Origin of the sequence: Allohoeflea poritis (assembly GCF_027889715.1) — a bacterium.
In the GTDB taxonomy this organism is placed as follows: Bacteria; Pseudomonadota; Alphaproteobacteria; order Rhizobiales; family Rhizobiaceae; genus Hoeflea_A; species Hoeflea_A poritis.
Genome location: NZ_JAPJZH010000005.1, coordinates 53,404 through 75,750 on the forward strand (window position 1 = coordinate 53,404; position 22,347 = coordinate 75,750).

22 protein-coding genes are annotated in these 22,347 nt (G+C 62.6%); 17 read left to right on the forward strand and 5 right to left on the reverse strand.

Annotated elements, in window-relative coordinates; translation table 11 throughout:
• Nucleotides 1–2: 2 nt before the first annotated feature.
• The 6 genes from OOZ53_RS09585 to OOZ53_RS09610 all read left to right on the forward strand — a co-directional run bounded on the left by OOZ53_RS09585 (nt 3) and on the right by OOZ53_RS09610 (nt 6,851).
• A complete protein-coding gene (locus OOZ53_RS09585) occupies nt 3–1,013 on the forward strand; it encodes an Ldh family oxidoreductase (RefSeq protein ID WP_271089259.1) in 1,011 nt (336 codons plus the stop codon).
• A gap of 112 nt (nt 1,014–1,125) precedes the next feature.
• Nucleotides 1,126–2,964: a BCCT family transporter gene (locus tag OOZ53_RS09590; RefSeq protein WP_271089260.1), complete on the forward strand. Its 1,839-nt coding sequence runs from the start codon at nt 1,126–1,128 to the stop codon at nt 2,962–2,964.
• A 134-nt stretch (nt 2,965–3,098) separates the two neighbouring features.
• On the forward strand, nt 3,099–4,649 hold the full coding sequence (locus OOZ53_RS09595; RefSeq protein WP_271089261.1) for a winged helix-turn-helix domain-containing tetratricopeptide repeat protein: 1,551 nt from the start codon (nt 3,099–3,101) through the stop codon (nt 4,647–4,649).
• 122 nt (nt 4,650–4,771) lie between these two features.
• Nucleotides 4,772–5,023: a hypothetical protein gene (locus OOZ53_RS09600; protein WP_271089263.1), complete on the forward strand. Its 252-nt coding sequence runs from the start codon at nt 4,772–4,774 to the stop codon at nt 5,021–5,023.
• The gene (locus OOZ53_RS09605; protein ID WP_271089265.1) at nt 5,020–5,781 is read left to right on the forward strand and encodes a gamma-glutamylcyclotransferase; all 762 of its coding nucleotides are present in this window, start codon (nt 5,020–5,022) and stop codon (nt 5,779–5,781) included. Before OOZ53_RS09600 ends, OOZ53_RS09605 begins: the two co-directional genes overlap by 4 nt.
• Nucleotides 5,778–6,851: a dipeptidase gene (locus OOZ53_RS09610; protein ID WP_271089267.1), complete on the forward strand. Its 1,074-nt coding sequence runs from the start codon at nt 5,778–5,780 to the stop codon at nt 6,849–6,851. Before OOZ53_RS09605 ends, OOZ53_RS09610 begins: the two co-directional genes overlap by 4 nt.
• Nucleotides 6,852–6,892: 41 nt before the next feature.
• On the opposite strand, the gene OOZ53_RS09615 is transcribed toward OOZ53_RS09610, so the two are convergent.
• Nucleotides 6,893–7,372 (reverse strand): MarR family winged helix-turn-helix transcriptional regulator, encoded by a 480-nt coding sequence (locus OOZ53_RS09615; RefSeq protein ID WP_271089268.1) that lies wholly within the window; start codon nt 7,370–7,372, stop codon nt 6,893–6,895.
• Nucleotides 7,373–7,546: 174 nt separating this feature from the next.
• On the opposite strand from OOZ53_RS09615, the gene OOZ53_RS09620 reads away from it, so the two are divergent.
• The 4 genes from OOZ53_RS09620 to OOZ53_RS09635 are packed head-to-tail and all read left to right on the forward strand — an operon-like array spanning nt 7,547 to nt 11,086.
• On the forward strand, nt 7,547–8,338 hold the full coding sequence (locus OOZ53_RS09620; RefSeq protein ID WP_271089269.1) for an aspartate dehydrogenase domain-containing protein: 792 nt from the start codon (nt 7,547–7,549) through the stop codon (nt 8,336–8,338).
• 55 nt (nt 8,339–8,393) lie between these two features.
• The gene (locus OOZ53_RS09625; protein ID WP_271089270.1) at nt 8,394–9,374 is read left to right on the forward strand and encodes an ABC transporter substrate-binding protein; all 981 of its coding nucleotides are present in this window, start codon (nt 8,394–8,396) and stop codon (nt 9,372–9,374) included.
• 15 nt (nt 9,375–9,389) lie between these two features.
• Complete coding sequence (locus OOZ53_RS09630) at nt 9,390–10,190, forward strand: ABC transporter ATP-binding protein (RefSeq protein WP_271089271.1); 801 nt, start codon at nt 9,390–9,392, stop codon at nt 10,188–10,190.
• A gap of 5 nt (nt 10,191–10,195) precedes the next feature.
• Complete coding sequence (locus tag OOZ53_RS09635) at nt 10,196–11,086, forward strand: ABC transporter permease (protein WP_271089272.1); 891 nt, start codon at nt 10,196–10,198, stop codon at nt 11,084–11,086.
• 116 nt (nt 11,087–11,202) lie between these two features.
• Here OOZ53_RS09635 and fsa read toward each other — a convergent pair whose 3' ends face one another.
• On the reverse strand, nt 11,203–11,856 hold the full coding sequence (fsa, locus tag OOZ53_RS09640) for a fructose-6-phosphate aldolase (protein ID WP_271089273.1): 654 nt from the start codon (nt 11,854–11,856) through the stop codon (nt 11,203–11,205).
• An 82-nt stretch (nt 11,857–11,938) separates the two neighbouring features.
• Here fsa and OOZ53_RS09645 point away from each other — a divergent pair, with 82 nt between their 5' ends.
• From OOZ53_RS09645 to OOZ53_RS09675, 7 genes are all read left to right on the forward strand, one after another.
• The gene (locus OOZ53_RS09645) at nt 11,939–14,137 is read left to right on the forward strand and encodes a primosomal protein N' (RefSeq protein WP_271089274.1); all 2,199 of its coding nucleotides are present in this window, start codon (nt 11,939–11,941) and stop codon (nt 14,135–14,137) included.
• A gap of 22 nt (nt 14,138–14,159) precedes the next feature.
• Entirely contained in the window at nt 14,160–14,549 is a 390-nt protein-coding gene (locus OOZ53_RS09650) for an AGROH133_08824 family phage infection protein (RefSeq protein ID WP_271089275.1), read from the forward strand.
• Nucleotides 14,550–14,897: 348 nt separating this feature from the next.
• Entirely contained in the window at nt 14,898–15,458 is a 561-nt protein-coding gene (locus OOZ53_RS09655) for a F0F1 ATP synthase subunit delta (RefSeq protein WP_271089276.1), read from the forward strand.
• The gene (atpA, locus tag OOZ53_RS09660) at nt 15,458–16,987 is read left to right on the forward strand and encodes a F0F1 ATP synthase subunit alpha (protein WP_271089278.1); all 1,530 of its coding nucleotides are present in this window, start codon (nt 15,458–15,460) and stop codon (nt 16,985–16,987) included. Before OOZ53_RS09655 ends, atpA begins: the two co-directional genes overlap by 1 nt.
• Before the next feature lie 33 nt (nt 16,988–17,020).
• Nucleotides 17,021–17,902 (forward strand): F0F1 ATP synthase subunit gamma, encoded by an 882-nt coding sequence (locus OOZ53_RS09665; protein WP_271089279.1) that lies wholly within the window; start codon nt 17,021–17,023, stop codon nt 17,900–17,902.
• A gap of 25 nt (nt 17,903–17,927) precedes the next feature.
• Nucleotides 17,928–19,403, forward strand: coding sequence for a F0F1 ATP synthase subunit beta (gene atpD, locus OOZ53_RS09670; RefSeq protein WP_271089281.1), 1,476 nt, complete (start codon nt 17,928–17,930; stop codon nt 19,401–19,403).
• A 67-nt stretch (nt 19,404–19,470) separates the two neighbouring features.
• Entirely contained in the window at nt 19,471–19,869 is a 399-nt protein-coding gene (locus OOZ53_RS09675; RefSeq protein WP_271089282.1) for a F0F1 ATP synthase subunit epsilon, read from the forward strand.
• A 49-nt stretch (nt 19,870–19,918) separates the two neighbouring features.
• Here the strand turns inward: OOZ53_RS09675 and OOZ53_RS09680 are convergent, their stop codons facing one another.
• Genes OOZ53_RS09680 through OOZ53_RS09690 form a run of 3 tightly spaced genes read right to left on the reverse strand, consistent with a single transcriptional unit; the run spans nt 19,919 to nt 22,344 of the window.
• Complete coding sequence (locus OOZ53_RS09680) at nt 19,919–20,611, reverse strand: aspartate/glutamate racemase family protein (RefSeq protein ID WP_271089283.1); 693 nt, start codon at nt 20,609–20,611, stop codon at nt 19,919–19,921.
• 5 nt (nt 20,612–20,616) lie between these two features.
• Nucleotides 20,617–21,135, reverse strand: coding sequence for an RNA pyrophosphohydrolase (locus OOZ53_RS09685; protein WP_271089284.1), 519 nt, complete (start codon nt 21,133–21,135; stop codon nt 20,617–20,619).
• 3 nt (nt 21,136–21,138) lie between these two features.
• Nucleotides 21,139–22,344: a divergent polysaccharide deacetylase family protein gene (locus tag OOZ53_RS09690; protein ID WP_271089285.1), complete on the reverse strand. Its 1,206-nt coding sequence runs from the start codon at nt 22,342–22,344 to the stop codon at nt 21,139–21,141.
• Nucleotides 22,345–22,347: the final 3 nt, after the last annotated feature.

Below are 22,347 nucleotides of genomic sequence, written 5' to 3' on the forward strand. Positions count from 1 at the left end.
GGATGATCGAAACAAAGACGATGAGCCTTGCCGAGATTGAGGATCTGGCATTTCGCGCGCTCGTTGCAGCCGGAACGACCGAAGACAATGCACGGCCGCTTGCCGTCGCAACCGCAGCGACCGAAGCCGATGGCGTGGCAAGCCACGGGCTGGCCTATATCCCCATCTATTGCGAGCATGTGCAGTGCGGCAAGGTCGATGGCACAGCGGTTCCCGCGATCACGCAACCGCGTCCCTCCCTTGTAGTCGCGGATGCTGCAACCGGTTTCGCGCATCCGGCCATCGATCCCGGCTTCGAGAGCCTGATGCCTATGGCACGCGCGCAGGGCATCGCGGCCCTCGCCGTTCGCAACAGCTACAATTGCGGTGTCCTCGGCTATCACACCGGCCGGCTGGCGCAGGCCGGCCTCGTCGGCATCGGCTTCACCAATGCCCCGGCCTCGATCGCACCGTCAGGCGGCTCAAGGCCGGTCGTCGGCACCAATCCGTTTTCCATTGCCGCACCCGGCGAAAACGGCGAGCCTGTCATCCACATCGACCAGAGCGCCAGTGCGATTGCCCGCAGCGAAGTCATGAAACATGCCCGCGAGGAAAAGCCGATCCCGGTCGGCTGGGCGCTGGATGCCGACGGAAACCCGACCACCGACCCGGCGGTCGGTCTGAAAGGTTCGATGGCGCCGTCGGGCGGTTACAAGGGCGTCGGTGTGGCGCTGCTTGTGGAAATCATGGCCGCCGCCCTCTCCGGTGCGACGCTTGGAATTCACGCTTCGCCTTTTTCCGGCACGTCGGGCGGCCCGCCGAAAACCGGCCAGTTCTTTATCGCAATCGACCCTGAAGCAAGCGCGGGCGAAGGCTTTGCGCAACGGATCGCCGATCTGGCGGCGGCCATTCGAGATCAGGAAAACGCTCATCTTCCGGGTGACGGGAGGCGGACAAAACGGGCGGATGCCGAAAAGAACGGCGTGCGCGTCAGCACGGCGACACTGGCTCGTATTGAGGCATTTACCGGGTAGCCGGAGAGCTGTGGATTAGTCGCAAATCGTTCACAAAGCGGCGACACCGCACAAACGAACGGTCTGCGAATGGATCAAAATTGACAGTTGGAATGCGCAAGGGAGGAAACGCATGTCTATAAAACCACCTTTCACCGCGCTGGAGGTCCGAAAGGCCGCCAGCGGCTTCTATGAAGGGCATAGTCTTGAAATTGCCCTGCTCAGCAAGGCCATCATGGTCGCGCTGGTGATCTGGGCGCTGGTCTGGCCGGCAAACGCCAATGGTGTGCTCGGCAGCCTGAACTGGAAACTGCTCGAAGATTTCAACGCGTTCTACATCATCATCGTGGGGCTGTTCATCTTCTTCCTGGTCATTATCGCGGCGCTTCCACAAACCGGAAAACGCATCATGGGCCGTCCGGGCGAAGGAACGGAGTTTTCCAATTTTTCCTGGTTTTCCATGATGTTCGGCGCCGGCCTCGGCGTCGGGCTGATGGTCTTCGCCACCGCCGAGCCGCTGGGGCTCTGGGGTTCGAATCCGGTCGTTATCTCCGGCGCGGTCGAGGGCAACACGCCTGAGGCCCTGCAGTCGGCCTATCGCTGGACCTTTGCGCATTACGGCTTTCACGCCTGGGCGATCTACGTCGTCACCGGCCTTTCGCTGGCCTATTATGCCTATACGCGCGACATGCCGCTGACCATCCGTTCGGCGCTGACGCCGCTCTTCGGCAAGCTGATGAACGGCATTCTGGGCCATATCGTCGATGTCCTCGGCGTGGTTGCGACCATCCTCGGCGTTTCCGTCACCATCGGCTATGGCGTCTCGCAGTTCATCGACGGCCTGTATGCGATTACCGGCATGGGCTGGATGATGGATCTGGGCGGTGAAGCGCCCGCGCCGGGCTCGGTCGGCCTGATCGCCGGTCTGCTGGTCATTATGGGCCTGTCGATTGTCTCGGCGGTATCGGGCGTCGGACGCGGCGTCAAATATCTCTCCAACCTGAACCTGGTGCTCTCGCTCATCCTGCTGCTCACCTTCGTGGTGTTCGGGTCCTTCGTCTTCGCCATGACGACATACGGTTCTGCGATGGTCGACTACATCCTGCACTTCCTGTCGCTGAGCTTCGGGGCCTACGGTCCGCAGACGGCGGCCGAATTCGCAGCGGCCCTGCCGCCGGATGCGGCGCCCTTCGCCGACGCGCTTCGTTCGGGCGCGACCAGCCCATGGGGTTCCTTCGATGCCTTCAAGAGCGGCCTCGAGGGGGAAGCAGCCAACCTGTCTGACCAGGTGCTGCAGGCAGCCTATGCAGCGGGTGAGCCGGGTCGTCAGTTCGGCTGGCAGGCCGGATGGACCACATTCTACTGGGCCTGGTGGATCGCGTTCTCGCCGTTCGTGGGGCTGTTCCTTGCGCGCATTTCCCGTGGCCGTTCGGTGCGTGAGTTCATCATCGGATGCGTCTTTGCGCCGGCGCTGGTGTGCTTTGCCTGGATGACCATCCTGGGCGGCACCGCCATCGACCTGGAGCTGAGCGGCGCCGCCGAAGGCGCGATCATCGGCGCTTCGAACACCGCTAAGCTGTTCGTCACCCTAGCCGAGATGCTTTCCGGTACGTTCCTGTCGCTGATCACCATCATGTGCGTGGTTCTGATCCTGACCTTCCTGGTCACCTCGGCCGACTCCGGCATCCTGGTGATGAACACCATCATGTCCGGTGGCGACCAGAATATCGGCAACAAGCACAAGGTCGTCTGGGGCGTCATCCTGACGGCTGTGATCGGCACGCTCCTGATCGCCGGCAAGACCAATGGCGGCGCCGATCCGATGGAGGCGCTGCGAAGTGCGATGATCATCGGTGCATTGCCGTTCACGGTGGTGATGGGCCTGATGTGCATTGCGCTCGGCAAGGCGCTCTATCGCGACGGAATGCGGGAAAAGACCGGCGCACCCGTTGCCGAAACGGCCGCCGAATAGAAAACCGCCGGGCGGGGAACAATCTCCGCCCGGCATGATTGCGCCGTTTTTCAATACGGCCGGTCAGCTTGCGGACGAAAAGACCCCGCGTTACGCTGTTCCGAACAGAACAGAACGCCGCTTTGCTTCCGCCAATGGACGAAATCCGCTTTTCAGACTTTACCTTACAGCGTCGCGCGCGGCGCCTGGCAAAAGGCGGTGAAGAAATCTCCCTTGGCGCGCGTGCCTTCGATCTTCTCGATTTTCTGATCGCAAAGCGCGAAGATGTGGTCACGCGCGATGAGATCATGGCAACGGTCTGGCCGGATACGGTTGTCGGCGAGAACAATCTGAATGTGCAAGTCGGCAATTTGAGGCGCATCCTGGGCCCGCACGCGGTTGTGACCGTGCCCGGCAGAGGCCTGCGTTTCGCACTCGACGTTGAAGAAGGCCGGCCGGCGTCGCTGAGCCTGCCCGACAAGCCGTCCGTGGTGGTCCTGCCGTTCTCAGACCTCGGAACCGAAAGCGGACTGGACTGGATCGCCGACGGTTTCGTCGAGGATATTACGACCGAGCTGTCGCGGTTCCGGGACCTTTTCGTGGTGGCGCGCAATTCTGCGCTGGCCTATGAAAACGTGCCGCGCGATTTGCGCGCCGTCTCGCGCGAGCTCGGGGTCCGCTACGTGGTCGAAGGCAGCGTTCGGGCGTCGCTCGACCGCGTGCGCGTGACCGCAAAACTTATCGACGCGACAAATGGGGAACAGGTCTGGGCCGAAAATTTCGACGAGGACCTCTCCGGTCATTTCGAGACGCAGGCAAAGGTGGCCCGGGCCATCGTGACTTGCCTGGTTCCACAGATCGACAGGGCCGAGGCACAGCGGGAACGCGCAACCGCGCCGGAAGACATGACCGCGCACGGCCTTGCCAGGCGGGCCTGGGCCGTCGCCGTCGGGGGGCACATGGCATACGATCAGGAGCCCCGGGAACGCGGGGCGGAACTGGCGCGGCAGGCTCTGGACCGTGACCCGGGCTGCAGCCTGGCCTGGCGGGTGCTGGCATGGGTCGCCTGGGGCAACGCCTATCACGGCACCACCGATTCGGTCCCGCGCACGCTGTCGGAGGGCATTGATGCGGCAACCAGGGCGATCGCCGCAGATCCGGCCGACCACCATGCGCGGCGGCTGCGGGCGCTTCTGCATTTCATGAACCAGGAATCCGATGCCGGCCTGCCGGAGCTCAGGCAAGCCCACGAAATGAACCCCAACTGCAGCTCGACGCTGGCCTGGCTGGGCCTTTATGAAGGGCTTCACGGCGATGCCAGTCGCGGCGTGCCGCTTGCACAGGCCGCAATCAGGCACAGTCCGCGCGATCCGGCGCGGGGAACGCATCTGGCGGCCCTGGGTTTTGCGCAATTTGCCAATCGGAACTACGCGGAAGCGGCTGATACGGCGACGGCCGCGCGCGCCGAGGCAGCCGGAAGCGCCGTGCCGCTTGTCCTGGCAACGATTGCCAATGTTGCCGCCGGCCGGCTGGAGCCGGCAACCGATGCCTTCCGTGAACTGGAGAAGATTGCGCCGGCACTCGTGGAGGCACGGCTTTCGGGCCGGTGGCTGGCCACCAATCCGGAATATCTCAAGCGGGCGCACACATTTTTTCGCATCGCGGCTGGCCTCGAGCCGCCGCAGTCAGCCGGTCCCTTGCTATGACCGTCTCCCGGCCGGCTTTAGATTTTTTTAGTTCCGCATATAGCGCCGATCCGCCCGTTTCCGCATTTGTCGGGGAACACGAATGCGTGCCAGCGCATCGCCGACATATGCGGGAGATATCCATGCGGGCTTTTGACATTACCGGCCTTTTTTCCGCGCTCACCCTGCCGTTTCCCGGCAGGCTGGCGCGCATTCGGGATGCGAACCCGGACAAAAGCCTCGTTGAATGCCTGCGAACGCCCCGGGACCCCGGCACGGCGCCATTTGTGCTTTGTCCCTATCTGGGCACCTGGGTGAGCGCGGAAATGGCCCTGGATCATGTCTCGCGGTACGGCCCGTCCGGCGACGACAGCGACAAAGACGGCAGTCCATGACCGTCCCGGACGAAGCCTTTGCGCATCATCCCGAACTTCGCGACAAAATCGCCGATCCCATGCGCTCGTTCATGCGCGGCCTCACGGTGGAGATGCTGGTCGAGCGGTATCCGGAACTCGAAGCCGCCCTGGAATGGGTGCACAGCGATGACGAGCGCGAGGAAACCAGAGCACGGACGCTGTCCGAACGGGATGACGGCGATTTGTGGGTCTTCGCCTATGGCTCGCTGATGTGGGATCCGGCATTGCGGTTTGCCGAAGTTCGTCGCTGCAGTATCGCAGGATATGCCAGGCGGTTTATCCTGATGGATGACAAGGGCGGTCGCGGCTCGCCGGATGCCCCCGGTCTCATGGCGGCACTCGACGAGGGGACGGGATGCGAGGGTCTTGCATTCCGTATCGCCGCGGACGACATCGATACCGAAACCGAAATCCTGTGGCGGCGGGAAATGATCGGGCCGGGTTATGAGCCGCGTTTCATTACCGCCCGTATCGGTACCGATAATGTCGAGGCCCTGGCCTTTGTCGCAAACCATGCGGCCGACGTGATCCGCCCGGAGCTCAGCCGAGCACAGCAAATCCGTTACATCGCACATGGCTCGGGTTTTCTCGGGACAAGCCACAGCTATCTTCAGAAAATCGTCAGCCAGCTGAACGTGCTGAACATCCACGACCCGGATTGCGCGCGGCTTTTGAAGGATGTCGATGAATTCCTTCGCAACTGCCAATCCGAGGTGCCTGGCGAGACCGATCAATGAACGGAAACATCAGCTATTTCGACGGCCATAACGACTTCCTCCTGCGATTGATGAAATCACCCGCGCCGCGCGAGGAAACCTGGCTCGGAACCGGGCGCGCCGGCCATCTCGATCTGGCGCGCATGAAGGAAGCGGGCTTTGCCGGCGGCCTGTTCGCGATTTTCGTGCCGCCTGTGTCGAGCGGTCCGCCGCCCGACTTCAAGGCCCTGATGGCCAATCCTCCCTATGATCTGCCGATGCCGCCGGAGATGGATTGCCGGACCGCGCAACCCGATGCCCTGGAGATGGCCGGTCTGCTGCACTGGATGGAACGCTCCGCGCCGGACGACTTCCGTGTGTGCAGGACGCCGGAGGAAATCCGGGCGGCCATGCACAGTGCCCGGATTGCCGGCCTGATGCATATGGAGGGGGCCGAAGCGATCGGGCCCGATCTCGATGCGTTGCACCTGTTCCACGAGATGGGGCTGCGCTCCCTGGGGCCGGTGTGGAGCCGCCCGACCGTATTCGGCCATGGCGTGCCGATGGCTTTTCCGGCCACGCCGGATATCGGGCCGGGGCTGACCGGTGCGGGCAAGGATTTGGTCAGGCTTTGCAATGCTTTGGGAATCCTGATCGACCTGTCGCATATGAACGCGGCGGGGTTTGACGACGTGGCGGCGATTTCCAGGGCTCCGCTGGTGGCGACCCATTCCAACGCCCATGCGCTGTGCGCCTCGCCGCGCAACCTGACCGACCGCCAATTGCATGCCATCAGGGATACGGGCGGTCTGGTCGGCTTCAATTTCGCGACCTTTTATCTCAACCGTGACGGCACGGCGTCCGCCGATACCTCCTTTGACGTCATGCGTCGCCATATCGATTACCTGATAGCCGAACTGGGCGAGGATCATGTCGGCTTCGGGTTGGATTTCGACGGTTGCGTGCTGCCCGACCTGATCGGCGACGTCACCGGCGTGCCGGGGCTGTTGCGTGCGCTTTCGCAGGCCGGCTATGGCGATGCTCTGCTGGCGAAACTCGCGCACGAGAACTGGCTCTCCTGTCTGGAGCGCAGCCTTCAGCCGCTCGGATAAGGCGTCTATCGAAGGCTGGGCCATCCGCCTGATGCGCGCTGCTAGAGCGATACCATGCGGCGCAGATATTCGATGAGCTGCCTGGTCTCGGCGCCCGACAGATTGGCAGTCAGGTCCGCTTGGTAGCCGGGGTTTTTCAAAGCCGCGTCGGCAACGATCTCGCGGCCCTTGTCCGTCAGCTTGAGAACGAAGGAGCGCTTGTCCTTCTGGGAGGTCTCGCGCTTCAGAAGCCGTTTCTTGACCATTCTGACGACGAGTTCACTGACCGAGTTGCGATCCAGTGCGATGATGTCGCCGATCGCGTTCTGCGATGCGCCGGGGTTCTGGTCGACCGCGACCATCAGGGCCAGTTGACGGGAGGTCAGCCCGTCGCGGCTCATCGATTTTGCGAAGCGGGCCTCGGCAAAAAAATGGGCGCGCCGCAACAGATGCGACAGCATGAACCGCATATCGGTAAACTCAGCCGTGCCGCCGGAAACAACCGGCTCGGCCGGGTTTGGCTTGTCGTTCTTGTCTGCCACCTGTCGATCCATCACGATGTGGTTCGGTTCCTTCTTTTAGCACGAGCGTGCAGCGCGTTAAGCGCGATGGCCAGTCAATGCCTGCCGGGATAGGCGATTGACATCGCTCTGTCAAATTAGTACGTATAATGACTAATTTGCAGCCGAGCGAAATGCGGCGCGGGAGAACTGCCGATGGCGAAGCGGGTCGGAATCATAGGATGCGGCTTTATCGGCTCCGCCCTGGCCGAGCGTATCATCGCATCAGAGGGCGCGATGGAGCTGGCATTCGTCCACAACCGCACCGCCCACCGGCTTTCCGCGTTCGATCCGTCCCTGCATCTGCATGATCTTGCTGCGTTTCGCTCTCGCGAACCGGACCTGATCGTCGAAGCTTCGCACCCGGTGGTTACGGCCGATCACGGAACGGCCTTTCTTTCCCACAGCGATTACATGCCGTTATCGACGACGGCGCTGTTGGATAACGGTTTGCGTGAGCGCCTGAAGGCCATTGCGGCGGATAGTGGAACAAGATTGTTTTTGCCGTCCGGAGCGCTGATCGGCGGCAACGAACTGGTCAAACGGCAGACGCCGTGGAAGCATGTCAAAATCACCTTCCGCAAAAATCCGCGCAATATCGATTTCGAAGATACGCAGCCCTGGCGGGGCAAAGGCGGCGATCCGGTCACGCTGGCCGACGGTCCGGTGCGCGAAATCGCGAAACAGTTTCCGCGCAACGTCAACACCATGGTGACCTGCGCCCTTTTATCGACCGGGCTGGATGCGTGCCAGGGTGTGCTGATTGCCGATCCGGGGCTGGATTGCGCGGTCGCCGAACTGGAAGCCTGGGATGTCGACGGCGGCTATGTGCGAACCGAAAAGCGCCAGCCCGCGATTGGCGTGTCCGGGACGGAGATGGTGGATTCGGCCTGGTATTCCCTGCAGCGCGCCGTTGGTCTGGGGGCGCAGCCGCTGACCTATGTGTAACCGCCGGGCTGACGCCCTGGATAAAGAAAACTGAAATCAAAGGGAGGATATCCGAATGAACAATCTGATCAGATCGACGACCGTCGCGATATCGATCGTGCTGGCCGGGGTGGTTTCGGCCATTCCCGCCACTGCCGCCGAGAAGAAAGTCGCCATCGCGAATCTCGGGCCGCATGTGGCGCTCAATGCAGTTGTTTCCGGCTTCAAGAAGGGGCTTGAGGAAGGCGGCTTCAAGGAAGGCGACAATGTCGCGTTCGAATACAAGGACGCGAATTTCGATCCCGCCGTGGTCGCGCAGATGATCACCGCGCTTGAGGCGACCGATCCGGACCTGTTCCTGACGGTCACGACCCCGATCACGCAGGCCTCCAGGCGGGTTGTCCGCAACAAGGATATTCCCATCGTCTTCGCGCCCGTCACCGATCCGGTGGATGCGGGACTTGTGACGTCGTGGGACAAGGGCAGCGACCGGTTTGTCGGTGCGTCCAACCTGCAGTCGATGCAGACGGTGCTGGAGTTCGGTCAGACGCTTCTGGGCGATGTCGAGACCGTTGGCCTTCTGTACAATCCGGGCGATGCCAACGACGTGGTCAATGTGCGCTATGCGGAGGAGGCGGCCGAAGCAATGGGGATCAAGCTCAACGCCGTCAGCGTGGACACCCCCAATGATATCCCGGTCCGCATCGCCGCTTTGAAGGGCGTGGACTTCATCTACCTTATTCCGTCAAGCATGCTGCAGCCGGCCATGCCCGCGGTGGCCGCGGCGGCCAATCGCGCGAACATCCCGGTTATCAATGCATCGCCGGCCGGCGTCGCAGACGGGCTTGTTCTGGCCTCCATGTCGGTATCCTGGTTCGATGTCGGCCGTCAGGCCGGTCTGCGGGCCGCACAAATCCTGGAAGGCGCCAAGCCGTCTGACCTTTCGGTGTTCCGCCCGAAGCCCGAGGACCACAGCGCATTGATCAGCGCCAAGCGCCTGGATGCCATGGACATGAAGCTGCCGGATGCACTCAGCGACTGCGATTGCGTGAAATAGATCGGCCAGGCCTTGGTGGATGAAAGCACATATCCGGCAATCCGGGTGGAGGATATCCGACGGACCTTCCACCCGGGGACCGTCCAGGAAAAGAAGGCCCTGAGAGGCGTCAGTTTCGATTTGCGGCCGGGCGAGTTCGCCGTGGTGATCGGCAGCAACGGAGCGGGCAAAAGCACCCTGCTCAATGCGCTCGCCGGCGAAATACCGGTCGATTCCGGACGCATTGTCGCCAATGGCACCGAGATACAGAACTGGCCCGTCCACAGGCGGGCCCGACTCATGTCGCGTGTGTTTCAGGACCCGATGATGGGCACGGCGGCGGCGCTGACGATCGAGGAGAACCTGTCGATCGCGGCGCGGCGCGGGCAGCGCCGGAGCCTGCGGTTCGGGATCCGAAAAAGCGAACGGGAGGCCTTCCGCGCGAAGCTGGAAATGCTCGGCCTGGGGCTTGAAAACAGGCTGTCGGACCGGGTCGACCTGCTGTCCGGCGGGCAGCGGCAATCGCTCACACTGGTCATGGCAACGCTCAAACAGCCGCAATTGCTGCTGCTGGACGAGCATACGGCGGCGCTCGATCCGAGGGCTGCGGCACTGGTGATGCGGGCGACGACGGAAGTGGTTCACGAGAACGCCACGACGACGCTGATGGTCACCCACAATATGAGCCATGCCATCGAGTTCGGAAACCGGTTGCTGATGATCCATGAAGGCAAGGTCATCCTGGATGCATCGGCGGAGGAAAAGTCGAAACTGACGGCGGGCAGCCTGGTCGACCGTTTCCACGATGTTGTCAGCGACCGCATGGTGTTGAGTTAGTTCGCATGGAAATTTTATCGACCTATCTCAACCTGCTTCCGGTCAGTCTCGCCCAGGGCGCGGTCTACGCCTTTGTCGCGCTTGGCGTGATGATCCCGTTCCGGGTGCTTTCCTTGCCGGATCTGACATCGGAAGGCACTTTTCCGCTCGGCGGCGCCGTTCTGGCGACGCTGCTGGCAGCGGGCTTCAACCCGGTCGCGGGTCTGCTCGTCGCAATCGGTGCCGGTATTCTCGCCGGCGGCGCGACGGCGCTCATTCATCTGCTTCTGAAGATTCCGTCGCTGCTTGCCGGCATCATCGTGCTGACAATGCTGTTCAGCATCAATATCCGGATCATGGGCAAGCCCAATACGGCCATCTTCAACTATGAAACGATCTTCACCGAACTGCTGAATGCCGATGGCGGCGCGCCGCTGTCGCAGTTCGCGCTGCTGATGGCGATCATTCTTGGCGTTTGCGGACTGCTCTTCTGGTTCCTGCATACGGAGATCGGCGTGGCGCTGCGGTCGGTGGGCGCCAATCAGATGATGTCACGCGCGCAAGGCTTGCCGACGAAGTGGTACATTGTCGGCGGGCTGGGCCTTGCCGGGGCGCTCAGCGCCTTCGGCGGCGCCATCATGGCGCAGTTCCAGAGCTATGCCGACGTGACCATGGGAGCCGGCGTGCTGATCATCGGGCTGGCCTCGACGATCCTTGGCGAGGCGCTGGTCGGCACAAAGACGCTGGTGCGGCAGATCGCGGCGCCGGTTGTCGGCGCACTGGTCTATTTTCAGGTGGTGGCCGTAGCCCTGGCACTGGGGATGGAGCCGTCGGATCTGAGGCTGCTGACCGGCATATTCGTGCTTTGCACGCTCGCGGCACCTTTGATTGCCAAGAGAGTGGCGCGCATGCGGTGATCGCCCCCCTAGGAGTGATACGGGACAATTGTTCATGCGCGGTACGAAAAAGGCGGCCGGTAAGGCCGCCTTTGGTCGTGAACTGAACGCTATGGCGGCAACAAAGCCGCGCGGGATCAGCCGATCGACTGGCCGGTCTTGGCCCAGTCGGCGAGGAAAGCCTCGAGGCCCTTGTCGGTGAGCGGGTGCTTGACCAGCGCGCGCAGCGTGGCCGGCGGCACGGTGGCGACATCGGCGCCGATCAGCGCGGCTTCCTTGACATGGTTCACCGTGCGGATGGAGGCGGCGAGGATCTCGGTCTCGAAATCGTAATTGTCGTAGATCTTGCGGATCTCGGCGATCAGTTCCATGCCGTCGATCGCCATGTCGTCCAGGCGGCCGATAAAGGGCGAGATGAAGGTCGCTCCTGCCTTGGCGGCGAGCAGCGCCTGGTTGGCGGAGAAGCACAGGGTCACGTTGACCTGCTGGCCGGAGGATGTCAGCGCCTTGCAAGCCTTCAGGCCGTCGAAGGTCAGCGGCACCTTGATGCAGATATTGTCGGCGATCTTCGAAAGCACCGCCGCTTCGGTCATCATGCCGTCGAAATCGGTCGCCGTAACCTCGGCCGAAATCGGGCCGTCGACGATCGCGCAGATTTCCTTGGTCACTTCCATGATGTCCCGTCCGGACTTCATGACCAGCGACGGGTTGGTGGTCACGCCATCGAGCAGGCCCAGCGCGTTCAGTTCCTGAATTTCGCTGACATCTGCCGTATCGACAAAAAATTTCATTGTGTGTCTCGTCTCTCGTGAGCGGTTAATTGGCGGTCGCGGCTTTTCTTTAGTGCAAGATGGGGTCAAGGTCACCCTCAAGATGAAAGATTCGCCGCTCCTGCCGCTGACCGACCGAACGGTCGCAATCGTGCCGGTCATGCTGCCGCTGCCGACGATGCAGGCCTATTCCTACGCGGTGCCGGAAGAGGTTCAGGTTCAGCCGGGCTCGATCGTGCAGGTGCCGCTGGGGCCGAGGCAGGTCGCGGGCATTGTCTGGGACAGCGAGACCGACGACGTCGACCCGGAAAAGTTGCGCTCCATAACGCTGGCCTTCGACTGCCCGCCCATCGCGCGTGAGATGCGCCGCTTTCTCGACTGGGTCGCCACTTATACGCTGTCGCCGCCCGGCATGGTGGCGCGCATGGCGCTGAGGGCGCCGGCGGCGTTCGAGCCGGAAGCGCCGGCCGAGGGCGTGCGGCTGACCGACCGGCGGCCGGAGCGCATGACCTCGGCCCGCGACCGCGTGATTTCGCTCGCCGCGGACGGTTTCAGCTGGACGCGGTCCGGGCTGGCGCGGGCGGCGGGCGTTTCGGTGAGCGTCGTCGACGGGCTGCTGAAACAGGATGTCTTCGAGACCATCCAGATCCCGCCGCAGCCCGTGGTGCCGTACCCGGACCCGGAGTTCCGGCTGCCGGATCTGAGCCCGGACCAGCAGGCCGCCGCCGATGCGTTGACCGCGCCGCAGGACAATTCGGCGCCGGTCTTCCTCATCGACGGTGTAACGGGTTCCGGCAAGACGGAGGTCTATTTCGAGGCGGTTGCCGAGACGATCCGCGCCGGGCGGCAGGTGCTCATCCTTCTGCCCGAGATTGCGCTCACCTCGGCCTTTCTCGACCGTTTCGAGCGCCGCTTCGGCTGCAAGCCGGCCGAATGGCATTCCGACATCGCGCCGCGCATGCGCGAGCGTGTGTGGCGGCAGGCCGCGACGGGCGATATCCGCGTCGTTGCCGGTGCGCGCTCGGCGTTGTTCCTGCCGTTCGACAATCTCGGCCTCATCGTCGTCGACGAAGAGCACGACAGCGCCTACAAGCAGGAGGACCGGGTCTTCTACAATGCGCGGGACATGGCGGTGGTGCGCGCCCATATCGGGCGCTTTCCGACGATTCTTGCTTCCGCGACGCCGTCGATCGAAAGCTGCGTCAATGCCGATCACGGCAAATACCGACGCATTCACTTGCCTGAACGGTTCGGCGGCGCGGCGCTGCCGGACCTCAAGCTGATCGACATGCGGCGCGATCCGCCGGCGCGGGGCGGTTTCCTTTCGCCGCCATTGCTGGACGCCGTCGGCAAAACGGTGGAGGCGGGCGAACAGGCGCTGCTTTTCCTCAACCGGCGCGGCTATGCGCCGCTGACGCTGTGCCGGGTGTGCGGTCACCGTTTCCAGTGTCCCAGCTGTTCGGCCTGGCTGGTCGAACACCGGTTCAGGAACCAGTTGCAGTGCCATCATTGCGGCCATACGGAGCCTGTGCCGGAGGCGTGCCCGGAATGCGGCACGCTCGATCATCTGGTGGCCTGCGGTCCGGGTGTCGAGCGTATCGCCGAGGAGGTCGACCGGCATTTTCCCGAGGCGCGGACCATCGTGCTTTCTTCCGACATGATGGGCGGTGTGCGGCGGTTGCGGCTCGAACTGGAGGCGATCGAGAAGGGGGAGGTGGATATCGTCATCGGCACGCAGCTCGTTGCCAAGGGGCATAACTTCCCCATGATGACGCTTGTCGGTATCGTCGACGCCGATCTCGGCCTTGCCAATGGCGATCCGCGCGCCGCAGAGCGCACCTTTCAGTTATTGTCACAGGTGACCGGCCGCGCCGGGCGGTCCGGACGCCGCAGCCGTGGCTTGCTGCAGACCTATCAGCCGTATCATCCGGTGATCCAGGCGATTGTCTCGGGCGATCGCGAGACGTTCTACGATCGCGAGATCGACGAACGCGAACGGGCCAAGCTGCCGCCCTTCGGGCGCATGGCGGCGCTGATCGTTTCCGCGGCCGACCGGCCGGATGCGGAGGCACATGCGCGGGGATTGCGCCGCGCCGCGCCCGCGGCACGCGATATTCAGGTGCTCGGGCCGGCGGAGGCGCCGATGGCGCTGATCCGCGGGCGCTACCGCTACCGTCTGCTCGTGCATGGCAGCCGGCAGTCGGACCTGCAGTCCTTTGTCGCCAAGATGATCGAGGATGGACCGAGGCCAAGAGGCTCGGTCCGCGTGCAGATCGATATCGATCCGCAGAGTTTCATGTGATGTCATCACGGGGGAAGTCGAAATGATCGCGTTTTACTGGCCGGGAACAACCGGTGAATGGCTGGCCTTTCTGGTGGCCCTGATCACCATCGGCTTCGGTGTGCTCCTGTTCTTCATGCCGCGGCTGTCGTTTCGCATTCTGCGCCTGAAGACCCTGGACGGAAAACCGGACGCCATCGCCGAGGGGCGGGCTACAATGGCCGGGTTCTATCTCGGCTGCGGCCTGAGCTGCATCCTGCTGGCGCAGCCGCTGCTCTATCTCGCGCTCGGTCTTTCCTGGGCCTTCACGGCGCTGGGTCGGCTGGTCTCGATCCTGTTCGACCGGGCCGGAACGCGTTTCAACTGGCTGTCGATGATATTCGAGGCGGTGCTTGCCGCGCTGCCGCTCGGATTTGCGCTCGGATATCTGTGAGCTGTACACGCTTGTAGGCAACCGGTCAAAGCAGCAGGGGGCAACGCCGAAAACGGCGGCGAACCGGTTATTTCCTTGCCGTGGCAAACGACGAATGCGCGGCAAAGCTGCGCGCCGAAAGCGCATTTTTTTCGATTCGCGCGAAAGAATGGCCGGACTCATCCAAAAGCAGGGGTCAAAGCGTGTTGCGAGTCCAAGACACGTGTGCTAGACGAACCACGAATTTTCGGCCACGGCATGGTTAGGCGATGGTGTGGTTGAAGAAAAATCGAAACAAATTCAAGGATTTGCGGAGGCATTCGGCTCCGGTTCCGAATCCCTGAGTTCAGTTCAGAGAAATTTGCGCCCGTGGCAGACACATCTTCGCTCATTTCCGGTGTTGCAGAACGGTATGCGTCATCCCTTTTCGATTTGGCGCTGGAAGCCAAATGCGAAGCAGCGGTTGCCGAAGACCTGACCCGCCTCGAATCCCTGATTGAAGAAAGCGACGATCTCAAGCGTCTGATCGTCAGCCCGGTGTTTTCCGCCGAAGACCAGTTCAAGGCCATCGGTGCCATCGCCGACAAGGCTGGCCTGACCGGGCTTATCGGTAATTTCCTGCGCGTGGTCGCCAAGAACCGGCGGCTGTTCGCCATTCCCGGCATCATCCGCGCCTATCGCGTGATCGCCGCGAAGCATCGTGGCGAGGTATCGGCGGAGGTCACCACCGCCCATGCGCTCAGCACCGAGCAGGAAACAGAATTGAAGGCGGCGCTGAAGAGCGTCACCGGCAAAGACGTGGCAATGCATGTCACCGTCGACCCGTCGATCATGGGCGGGCTGATCGTCAAGGTCGGCTCGCGTCAAATCGACACATCCCTTCGCTCAAAACTTTCTACCCTTAAGCTTGCACTGAAAGAGGTCGGCTGATGGACATCCGAGCCGCGGAAATTTCCGCAATCCTAAAAGAACAAATCAAAAATTTCGGCAAGGAGGCGGAAGTCTCCGAGGTCGGCCAGGTGCTGTCCGTCGGTGACGGTATCGCCCGCGTCTACGGTCTGGACAATGTGCAGGCCGGTGAGATGGTGGAGTTCCCCGGCGGCATTCGCGGAATGGCGCTGAACCTTGAATCGGACAATGTCGGTGTCGTTATCTTCGGTTCCGACCGCGACATCAAGGAAGGCGACACCGTCAAGCGGACCGGCGCCATCGTGGACGTTCCGGTTGGCAAGGAGCTGCTCGGCCGTGTTGTCGACGCGCTCGGAAATCCGATCGACGGCAAGGGCCCGATCAACGCCAAGGAACGCCGCCGCGTCGATGTCAAGGCGCCCGGCATCATCCCGCGCAAATCGGTGCATGAGCCGATGTCCACCGGCCTCAAGGCCATCGACGCGCTGATCCCGATCGGCCGCGGCCAGCGCGAGCTCGTCATCGGCGACCGCCAGACCGGCAAGACCGCCATCCTGCTCGACACCTTCCTCAACCAGAAACCGATCCATGAATCCGGCGCCGAGGAAGACAAGCTTTACTGCGTTTACGTCGCCGTCGGCCAGAAGCGCTCGACCGTCGCGCAGTTCGTGAAAGTGCTGGAAGAGCGCGGTGCGCTCGAATATTCGATCATCGTCGCGGCAACCGCCTCCGACCCGGCGCCGATGCAGTTCCTGGCGCCCTTCGCCGGTTGTGCCATCGGCGAATATTTCCGCGATAACGGCATGCACGCCCTGATCGGCTATGACGACCTGTCCAAACAGGCCGTCGCCTATCGCCAGATGTCGCTGCTGCTGCGCCGCCCGCCGGGCCGTGAAGCCTATCCGGGCGACGTTTTCTACCTGCACTCGCGTCTCCTGGAGCGCGCCGCCAAGCTCAACGAAGACAATGGCGCCGGCTCGCTGACCGCGCTGCCGGTCATCGAGACGCAGGGCAACGACGTTTCGGCCTTTATCCCGACCAACGTCATCTCCATCACCGACGGCCAGATCTTCCTGGAAACGGACCTGTTCTATCAGGGTATCCGTCCGGCGGTGAATGTCGGCCTGTCGGTTTCGCGCGTCGGCTCCTCGGCGCAGATCAAGGCGATGAAGCAGGTCGCCGGCTCGATCAAGGGCGAGCTTGCGCAGTACCGCGAAATGGCGGCCTTCGCGCAGTTCGGCTCAGACCTCGACGCCGCGACCCAGCGCCTGCTCAACCGTGGTTCGCGCCTGACCGAGCTGCTCAAGCAGCCGCAGTTCTCGCCGTTGAAAACGGAAGAACAGGTTGCCGTCATCTTTGCCGGCGTTAACGGCTATCTCGACGATCTCGACGTGAACGATGTCGGCAAGTTCGAGCAGGGTCTGCTGGCGCATATGCGCGGCGACGGCAAGGATGTGCTGGAAGCGATCCGTGTCGAGAAGGCGATCAGCGACGACATCAAGGACAAGCTCACCGCTGCCATCGATGCCTTCGCCAAATCCTTCGCCTGAGCGGCCGCAAAACTAGCAACGGACGGATAACGGATGCCTTCCCTTAAGGATCTGAGAAACCGGATCGCCTCGGTCAAGGCGACGCAGAAGATCACCAAGGCGATGCAGATGGTCGCCGCGGCGAAGCTGCGGCGCGCCCAGGAAGCGGTCGAGGCGGCACGCCCCTATTCGCAGCGCATGAGCGCCGTGCTCGGCAACATCTCCAACGCGGTCAGCGAGGGCGACGACACGCCGCGCCTGATGACAGGCACGGGCTCGGATCAGACCCATCTGCTGGTCGTGTGTACGGCGGAACGCGGTCTTTGCGGCGGCTTCAACGCGCAGATATCGCGCCTGGCGCGCGAGCATGTCGGCAACCTTCAGGGCCAGGGCAAGGATGTGAAGATCCTTTGCGTCGGCAAGAAGGGCTATGACATCCTCAAGCGGCAATACAGCGAACTGATCATCGACCGCGTCGACCTGCGTGAAGTCAAGCGCATCGGATTTGCCAATGCCGACGAGATCGCCCGTCAGGTCATCGGCCTGTTCGACGATGGCGCGTTCGATGTTTGCACGCTGTTCTATTCGGAGTTCCAGTCGGTCATCACGCAGATACCGACAGCACAGCAGATCATTCCGGCGACCACGGGCGAGGCCGAAACGGAAGAGGCCGGAACGGACGCCGTATACGAATACGAACCGGATGCATCTGCCATTCTCGACGATCTGATCCCGCGCAACATCGCCGTGCAGATCTTTCGCGCATTGCTGGAAAACGCCGCCTCCGAACAGGGCGCGCGCATGACGGCGATGGACAATGCGACGCGCAATGCCGGCGACATGATCGACAAGCTGACGCTCAACTACAACCGTCAGCGGCAGGCGCAGATCACCAAAGAACTGATTGAAATTATTTCGGGCGCGGAAGCGCTCTAGAGACTCTGGAGAAGGGTTAGAAAACATGGCTAAGGCAGCTACCAAAACAAAGACCGCAGCCAAGGCGGCCGGCGTAAAAGGCACGGTCACGCAGATCATCGGCGCCGTCGTCGACGTCGCCTTCGAAGACCATCTGCCGCCCATTCTCAACGCCCTGGAGACGGACAACCTCGGCAACCGCCTGGTTCTGGAAGTGGCGCAGCACCTTGGTGAAAACACCGTGCGCACGATCGCCATGGACTCCACCGAAGGTCTCGTGCGCGGCCAGGAAGTCACCGATATGGGCGGTCCGATCTCCGTTCCCGTGGGCGACGAGACGTTGGGCCGCATCATGAACGTCATCGGCGATCCGATCGACGAAGCCGGACCCGTCAAGACGACCACAAATCGTTCCATCCACCAGGATGCGCCTGAATATGTCGACCAGTCGACGGAAGCCGAGATCCTCGTGACGGGCATCAAGGTCGTGGACCTTCTCGCGCCCTACGCACGTGGCGGAAAGATCGGCCTGTTCGGCGGCGCCGGCGTCGGCAAGACCGTTCTCATCCAGGAATTGATCAACAACGTCGCCAAGGCGCATGGCGGTTACTCCGTCTTTGCCGGTGTCGGCGAGCGTACCCGCGAAGGCAACGACCTTTACTGGGAAATGATCGAATCGGGCGTGAACAAGGACCCGCAGGAGAACAATGGCTCCACCGAAGGTTCGAAATGCGCGCTGGTCTTCGGCCAGATGAACGAGCCGCCCGGCGCCCGTGCCCGCGTTGCGCTGACCGGCCTGACGATCGCCGAGCAGTTCCGCGACGATGGCCAGGACGTGCTGTTCTTCATCGACAACATCTTCCGCTTCACCCAGGCGGGTTCCGAGGTGTCGGCGCTTCTCGGCCGTATTCCTTCGGCCGTGGGCTATCAGCCGACGCTCGCCACCGATATGGGCACCATGCAGGAGCGCATCACCACCACCAACAAGGGGTCGATCACCTCGGTGCAGGCCGTCTACGTTCCGGCTGACGACTTGACCGACCCGGCGCCCGCGACCTCCTTCGCGCACCTTGACGCAACGACCGTTCTCAACCGCGCGATTTCGGAAAAAGGTATCTATCCGGCCGTGGATCCGCTCGACTCCACGTCGCGCATGCTCGATCCGATGATCGTCGGCCAGGAACACTATGACGTTGCCCGCCAGGTGCAGTCGATCCTGCAGCGCTACAAGTCGCTTCAGGACATCATCGCCATCCTCGGCATGGACGAGCTTTCCGAAGAGGACAAGATGACGGTTGCCCGCGCCCGCAAGATCGAGCGCTTCCTGTCGCAGCCCTTCTTCGTGGCCGAGGTCTTCACCGGTTCGCCGGGTCAGCTCGTCGATCTCGACGACACGATCAAGAGCTTCAAGGGCCTCGTCGAGGGTGAGTACGACCATCTGCCGGAAGCCGCCTTCTACATGGTTGGCGGTATCGATCAGGCGATCGAGAAGGCCCAGAAACTGGCAGCCGAAGCCGCCTGATATCCATCGGACGGGGCGGCGGGACATTCTGCCGCCCGTGTCAACCACCACAACAGGGTGATCAGCTATGGCCGATAGTTTCAATTTCGAGCTTGTGTCTCCGGAGCGGTTGCTGCTTTCAGCGGCGGTGAACGAGGTCATCCTGCCTGCCACCGATGGCGAGATGACCGTCATGGCCCAGCATGCGCCGGTCATGACCACGATCAAGCCGGGCATCGTCGAGGTTCGCGAAGCCGATGGCGGCTCGAACCGCTACGTCGTTTTTGGCGGCTTTGCCGACATCCTGCCCGATGGCTGCACGCTTCTGGCCGAATCGGCGGTCCATGTGGACGATATCGACCACGAAGCGCTGGCGCAGCGTATCCAGGATACCAAGGAAGATCTTCAGGATGCGACGAGCGATGCGGACAAGACGCGGTTTGCCGAGCGCCTCGACCACCTGACGACGTTGCAGAACGCGGTCTGATCGAAAAGCCGAATTGAAGTGATCGAAAGCGGGCCGAGTGGCCCGTTTTTTATTGAAGTGCCCGGTCCACCGCGACGACAGCGTGCAGGGCGGTCGTGTCGTAGCATGGCAGCGTGCTGTTGGTTTCGTCGACAGCCATGGTGATTTCCGTGCAGCCCAGAATGACGGAATCGCAACCGCCGCCGCGCAAATCCTCGATGACGGCGCGGAAGAGGCGCCGCGCATCGGCCGTTACCTCGCCAAGGCACAGTTCCTCATAGATCACCCGGTGGATCGCATCGCGCGCCGCCTTTTCGGGAATTTCGATGTCGAGGCCAAACCGCGACCGCAGGCGGTTCGTGTAGAAATCCTCTTCCATGGTGAAGCGTGTGCCGAGAAGGCCAACGCGCCTTCTCTTGTCGGCGAGCAGTGCTTCGCCGGTGGCATCCGCGATGTGCAGCACGGGAAGTCCCGAAGCGGTTTCGACCTCATCGGCGACCTTGTGCATCGTATTGGTGGCGATGACGAGGAAATCGGCGCCGGCCGATTTCAGTCCGATTGCCGCCGCCGTCAGTATTTCGGCGGTGCCCCGCCAGTCGCCCGAATGCTGGCGCTGCTCGATTTCGTGAAAATTGACCGAATGCAGCAGGATGCGGGCCGAGTGCAGACCGCCCAGGCGCTGCTTCACCGCCTCGTTCATCAGCCGATAATAGAGCGCGGTCGATTCCCAACTCATGCCGCCGATCAGTCCGATCAATCGCATGACGCTCAAGCCGTCACATGGGAAAAGGCGGCTACGACTTTTTCGTAAACCGCGCGTTTGAAGGGAATGATCAGGTCCGGCACGTCCCCGATCTTTCTCCACTTCCAGTCATCGAACTCGGCCTTGTGACCGTCGGGCGGCGGGTTGATGGCGATCTCGCTCTCATCGCCCTCGAAGCGGAAGGCGAACCAGCGCTGTGTCTGGCCGCGATATCTGCCCTTCAGCGCGACGCCGATCAGTTCCTCCGGCAGATCGTAATCGATCCAGTCCGGCGCTTCGGCCAGCAGCGAGATGCTGCTGATGCCGGTCTCCTCGTAGAGTTCCCTTTTTGCCGCGTCCAGCGGCCCCTCGCCCTTGTCGATACCGCCCTGCGGCATCTGCCAGACATGGTCCGAGGCGGCGAACTCGCCCTTGTCCTCATAGAGGCGCCGGCCGGTCCACACCAGGCCCTCCCGGTTGACCACGACGATGCCGACACAGGGCCGGTAGGGCAGATCCTCGGCTTTCGGTTTGCTCTTCGTCATCCCTCAGAGATCTTCCGGATCATTGGCAAGCGCCGACACCGATACGATCTCGATGCCGCGCGCCTTTGCTTCATTGGCCCAGGCCGCGATGGCATCCACGCTGGCCTCGAACGCGGAGGCGACGGCGATGGCCGAGCCGTTGCGCCGTGCGATACGCTCCGCATCGTCAAGTTTCTTCAGGATATCGGCGCGGCCGACCTTGCCGTCGACCACGATGTCCGCCTGCGCATGGGGCACGCCGACGGCGCCGGCTATCGGCTCGGTGACGGTTCGCGCCGACGTTCCGTCGTCCAGAAACAGCACCCCGCGTCTGGCAAGGTCGCGCATGACCGTTTCCGTCGCCTTCTGGTCGGAGAGGAAGCGCGCGCCCATGAAGTTCATGATGCCGGTATAGTTGGTGATGCGCCCCATGGCCCAGTGCAGGTCGGCCAGGTTCTGCTGCGGCCCGTCCTCAATGAGGAGTGTGTGCGGTCCGGGGTTGTTTTGCGGATAATTGAACGGCTCGAAAGGAACCTGCAGAAGCACTTCATGTCCGCCGCGCCGCGCTTCCTGAAGCCAGCGCTGCAGGCTGTTGCCGGTGGCCGCGAAGGCCAGTGTTATTTCTTCCGGAAGCGTTGCGATGGCGTATTGCGTGCCCGTCTGGCTTAGGCCCAGGCCGCCGACGACAATGGCCAGCCGGGTCCCGCGCGCGCCGGACCAGGGACGCGCATAGGCATCGAACGGGCGATGGCCGCTGGCGCTCTTGACCGGCAGCCGCCCGAAATCCGTCTTTTCAAGGAGTTCGGGAACTGGAAGATGCGCGACGCGGGGATCCTGTCCAATGGTTTCAGCGCCGGAGATAATGAGCGGACCGTCACCGGTCCGATCGATCGGAGAGATTGTGGTCACGACCTGCCCGTCATCGGTCAGCGTGCGTTGCACATCGGCGCCGGAATCGCCTGCTATGCGGCCATCCTCGGTCTTGCCGCCCTCAATGACGACCGGAAGCGTCTCGGTGGTCTGCTGTTGTTCTGTCGGATCGGACTGGGCCGTTTTTGTCGGCTGCCGCAGCGGGTTCTGCTGCAGGGCGATGAATCCGGCACCAATGACGACAAGTGCGGCGGCAGCCACTGCAAGCCAGGAACGCAAGGAACCACGCGGCCGCGATCCCGGTTGCTTTTTCCGGCGATCCTGACCGAGCGGTTTGTCTAGTTGGGAACCTGTCTCCACTGC